Annotated in this window: 3 protein-coding genes; 2 read left to right on the forward strand and 1 reads right to left on the reverse strand. The window is 73.4% G+C overall.

Annotated features, from left to right (window positions below):
• The coding region (locus L1885_RS25195; protein ID WP_235799472.1) for a hypothetical protein at window positions 1-723 on the forward strand (723 nt) is incomplete at its 5' end.
• A 189-nt stretch (window positions 724-912) separates the two neighbouring features.
• Here L1885_RS25195 and L1885_RS25200 read toward each other — a convergent pair.
• Complete coding sequence (locus L1885_RS25200; protein WP_235799473.1) at window positions 913-1,950, reverse strand: LacI family DNA-binding transcriptional regulator; 1,038 nt, start codon at window positions 1,948-1,950, stop codon at window positions 913-915.
• Window positions 1,951-2,318: 368 nt separating this feature from the next.
• Here L1885_RS25200 and L1885_RS25205 point away from each other — a divergent pair, with 368 nt between their 5' ends.
• A complete protein-coding gene (locus L1885_RS25205; RefSeq protein WP_235799474.1) occupies window positions 2,319-3,647 on the forward strand; it encodes an ABC transporter substrate-binding protein in 1,329 nt (442 codons plus the stop codon).
• Window positions 3,648-3,827: the final 180 nt, after the last annotated feature.

Below are 3,827 nucleotides of genomic sequence, written 5' to 3' on the forward strand. Positions count from 1 at the left end.
CTGCGCGGCCTGCTGCTCGTGCCCGCGCTCCTCGCGGCGGCCGCCGGGTGCGGGGTGCGGCCCTCCGACGTCGTGCAGGCGGGCGAGCCCGCGACCGGGCTGCGGCCGTCCCTCACGGTGTACTTCTACGCACGGGCCCCGGACGGCGCGGGCGGATCCGGGGAGGCGACGGAAACGGCCGGCGGCACGACGGGAGCCCCCGGCGGCACGGGCGGATCGCCCGCGGCGTCCCCGCCGCAAGGGGCCGGGGAACCAAGCGGAGGCGACGGTGCGGACGGCGGCGCCTCCGCGCGCCGCCGGTACGGAACGCTGCGTCAGGTGCCCAGGCCGGGCGCCCCGTCGGTCGTGGCGGCCGTGCGCGCCCTGTTCGCCGGCCCGACGAGCGCCGAGGCGGACGTGCTGACCACCGAACTGCCCGCAACGGCGGGTCCGCCCACGGTCCTCGCGGACGGCTCGTCCGTCGTCGTCCGGCTGCCCGCAGGCACCGGCCACCTCTCCGTCCCCGGGCTGCGGCAGCTGCTGTGTACGGCCGCCGACGCACTGCACGCCCAGGAGCAGGCACGATTCGCGGACGGAGGCGCCCACCCCGTCGCGGGAGGGGCGATCGGCCCGGACGCGGCGGCCACCTCGGCGCCCTCGGCCGGCAGCGAGCCCGTGCGGGTCACCGTGGAGGCCGGGGGACGACGGCTCACCGTCAAGGGCGGTGCCTGCCCCACGGGTTGAGGGCAGGGCCGGGACCGGGCGCCGGTCCCGGGCTCCCTGCCGGCGCCGCTCCCGAAGGCCCGGACCCGGCCGGCACCCGGCGCCCGGCCGGGCCCGTACCCGGTCGGCGGGGCTCCGGACGCGTACCCGGCAGGCGCCCCCGGCCCGTACGGCCCCCGTCGCACCCCGCGTCGCACCCCCTTCCGTCACTCAGGACGACTCGCGCACGACCAGCTCCGTCACCAGCACGACATGGCGGTGCGGGAGGCCCGGGTGGGCGATCTCGTCCAGCAGCATCTGGGCCATGGTCCGGCCCATCTCCTCGATCGGCTGGCGCACGCTCGTCATCGGCGGGTCCGTGTGCCGGGCCACGATCGAGTCGTCGAAGCCGACGACCGCGACGTCCCCGGGAACCCGTAGCCCCGCCTCGCGCAGGACCTGCATCGCGCCCGCCGCCATCACGTCCGAGGCGGCGAACACGGCGTCCAGATCCGGTCGGCGCGCGAGGAGTTCGCGCATCGCGCGCACCCCGCCCTCCTCCGTGAAGTCGGCGTGCGCCACCAGGTCCTCGGCCGGGGACGTCCCGCCGTGCGCGGTGCGGTAGCCGTCCAGGCGGGCACGCGCGACCTCCATGTCGAGCGGTCCGGTGATCGTCGCGATCCTCCGCCGGCCGCGCGCCAGCAGGTGCTCGACGGCGATGCGGGCGCCGGACGCGTTGTCCGCGTGCACGTAGCTGAGCGGCTCGCGGTCCGAGCGCCGGCCGCCCAGCACCGCGGGCATGTCCAGCTTCTCCAGCAGTGTGGGCAGCGGGTCGTCCGCGTGCACGGACACGAGCAGCACGCCGTCCACGCGCTGCGCGGACAGGTAAGCGGCCAGCCGTTCGCGTTCCTTGGCCGTGCGCACGAGGATCAGCAGGAGCTGCATGTCGGTCTCGGCGAGACCGGCCGTCACCCCCCGGATGGTGTCCGAGAAGTACGGTTCGGCGACGAGCCGCGTCTCGGCCTCCGGTATGACGAGCGCGACGGAGTCCGTTCGACTTGTGACGAGAGTGCGCGCCGCCCTGTTCGGCACGTACCCGAGCTCTGCGATGGCCTTCTCCACCGCGGCCCGCGCCTTGGCGCTGACGCCCGGCGAGCCGTTGACCACGCGGGAGACCGTGCCCCTGCCGACCCCGGCGCGCGCCGCCACGGCCTCCAGCGTCGGGCGTGCGGAACCCCTGACCGCGGGCCCTTTCGCGACTCGACTCATCGTTCACCTTCCAGCTCTGCGCGCGCCTCGTGCGGGCGGGGTGGCCTCATTGTGACCACGGCTTCCCGGCCATGGTCCACCCCTGGCTCCGGGCCGTCGCGCCGGCCCGTGCCCGGACGGCGCCGCAGGGGCGTGCGGGCGGCAGGACACGCTCCGGCAACGAAACCGACTTCAAGTGTTGACACTTGGCCCCTCTTGGCGTGAGTCTTCCAGCAGCACGGGATTGGGAGCGCTCCCAATCCGTTCCCGACACCGTACGCCGGTCACGGCACGCGCCGGCACGCACCGGTCCCACCGCCGGCCCCGGGCCGGCCGCCGCCGGATCACCCCGGAACCAGGTCCTCCTCCCGGACACAAGGAGTAGTGGAATGCGCATCACCCGCACTGTCGGTAGCCGTCGAGGCAGAGGGGGCGCCGCGGCCGTCACGACCGCGGTCCTCGCCGCCTCGGCGCTGCTGCTGACGGGTTGCAGCAGCGACACGAACGACGCCGGCTCGGACTCGGCGAACGGGCAGATCACGCTGACCGTCGCGGACTACGGGCAGTTCGGCTACAAGGAAGCCGACCTGTTCGCCAAGTACCACAAGCTGCACCCCAACATCACGGTGAAGGAGGACGTCACCGCCGACGAGACCGTCTACTACCCGAAGCTGCTCCAGGAGCTGAACTCGGGCAGCGGCCTCGCGGACGTGACCGGCATCGAGGTCGGGCGCATCAAGGAGGTCGTCGACACGAAGGCCGACTCCTTCGTGGACCTCAGCAAGTCGATCGACCCGAAGGCCTGGGTGAGCTGGAAGTCGGCGCAGGCCACCACGTCGGGCGGCCAGGTCGTCGGCGCGGGCACCGACATCGGCCCGATGTCCCTGTGCTACCGCCGCGACCTGTTCCAGAAGGCCGGCCTGCCGACGGACCGCGACCAGGTCGCGAAGCTCCTCGCGGGCGGCTGGGAGGACTACCTCAAGCTGGGCGAGAAGTACAAGAAGAAGGCGCCCGCGGGCACGTACTTCATGGACTCCGCCAGCGCCATGTACAACGCCGTCGTCAGCTCCAGCTCGCAGCAGTACTACGACAAGGACGGCAAGGCCGTCTACAAGACCAGCCCCAGCGTGAAGCAGGGCTGGAACCTGGCGGCGGAGGCCGCGAGCAAGAAGCTGACGCAGGGCCTCGCCCAGTTCAACGACCCGTGGAAGGCGGCCCTGCGCAAGGGCACCATCGCCACGGTCGTCTGCCCGGCGTGGATGGCCGGCCAGATCTCCGACGCCTCGGGCCCGTCGTTCTCCGGCAAGTGGGACATCGCCAAGGCGCCCGGCACCGCGGCCGCCAACTGGGGCGGCTCCTTCCTCTCCGTGCCCAAGAGCGGCAAGCACGTGAAGGAGGCCACCGACCTGGTCAAGTGGCTCACGGCGCCCGCGCAGCAGGCCGCCGTCTTCAAGGCGATCGGCGTCTTCCCGTCCAACCAGGGCGCGTACGCGCTGCCGGACGTGCAGAACGCGAAGCTCCCGTACTTCAACAACGCGCCGATCGGCAAGATCTACGCGGAGGAGGCCTCCTCGATCCCCGCGGCGGTCCTCGGCCCGAAGGACGGCGTGATCAAGGACACGATCTCCAACCAGATCAACAACATGGAGCAGCGGGGCACGAAGCCGGCCGCCGCCTGGTCCGCGGCGACGAAGACCATCGACAAGGTCATCGGCTGACGCTCACCCGCCTCCGCCCCGCCCCGGTCTCCTCCCCGCCGGCGGCGGGGCGGGGCGGAGGCGGGCGCGGGTCACCGCGCCCGCCGGCCCCCAGGGCGCGTCGGGCCGTAGAAGTTGAAGACCAGGAGGTTGCTGTGGGCCGCGAGCTCCTCCCACAAGGCGCTGTCGACGGGTTCGCCG

The organism is Streptomyces fuscigenes (genome assembly GCF_021556455.1).
GTDB lineage: Bacteria > Actinomycetota > Actinomycetes > Streptomycetales > Streptomycetaceae > Streptomyces > Streptomyces fuscigenes.

Excerpts from the sequence above, each read along its gene's own strand:
- L1885_RS25200 (WP_235799473.1), bottom strand. The coding sequence starts at position 1,950 with ATGAGTCGAGTCGCGAAAGGGCCCGCGGTCAGGGGTTCCGCACGCCCG.
- L1885_RS25205 (WP_235799474.1), top strand. The coding sequence starts at position 2,319 with ATGCGCATCACCCGCACTGTCGGTAGCCGTCGAGGCAGAGGGGGCGCC.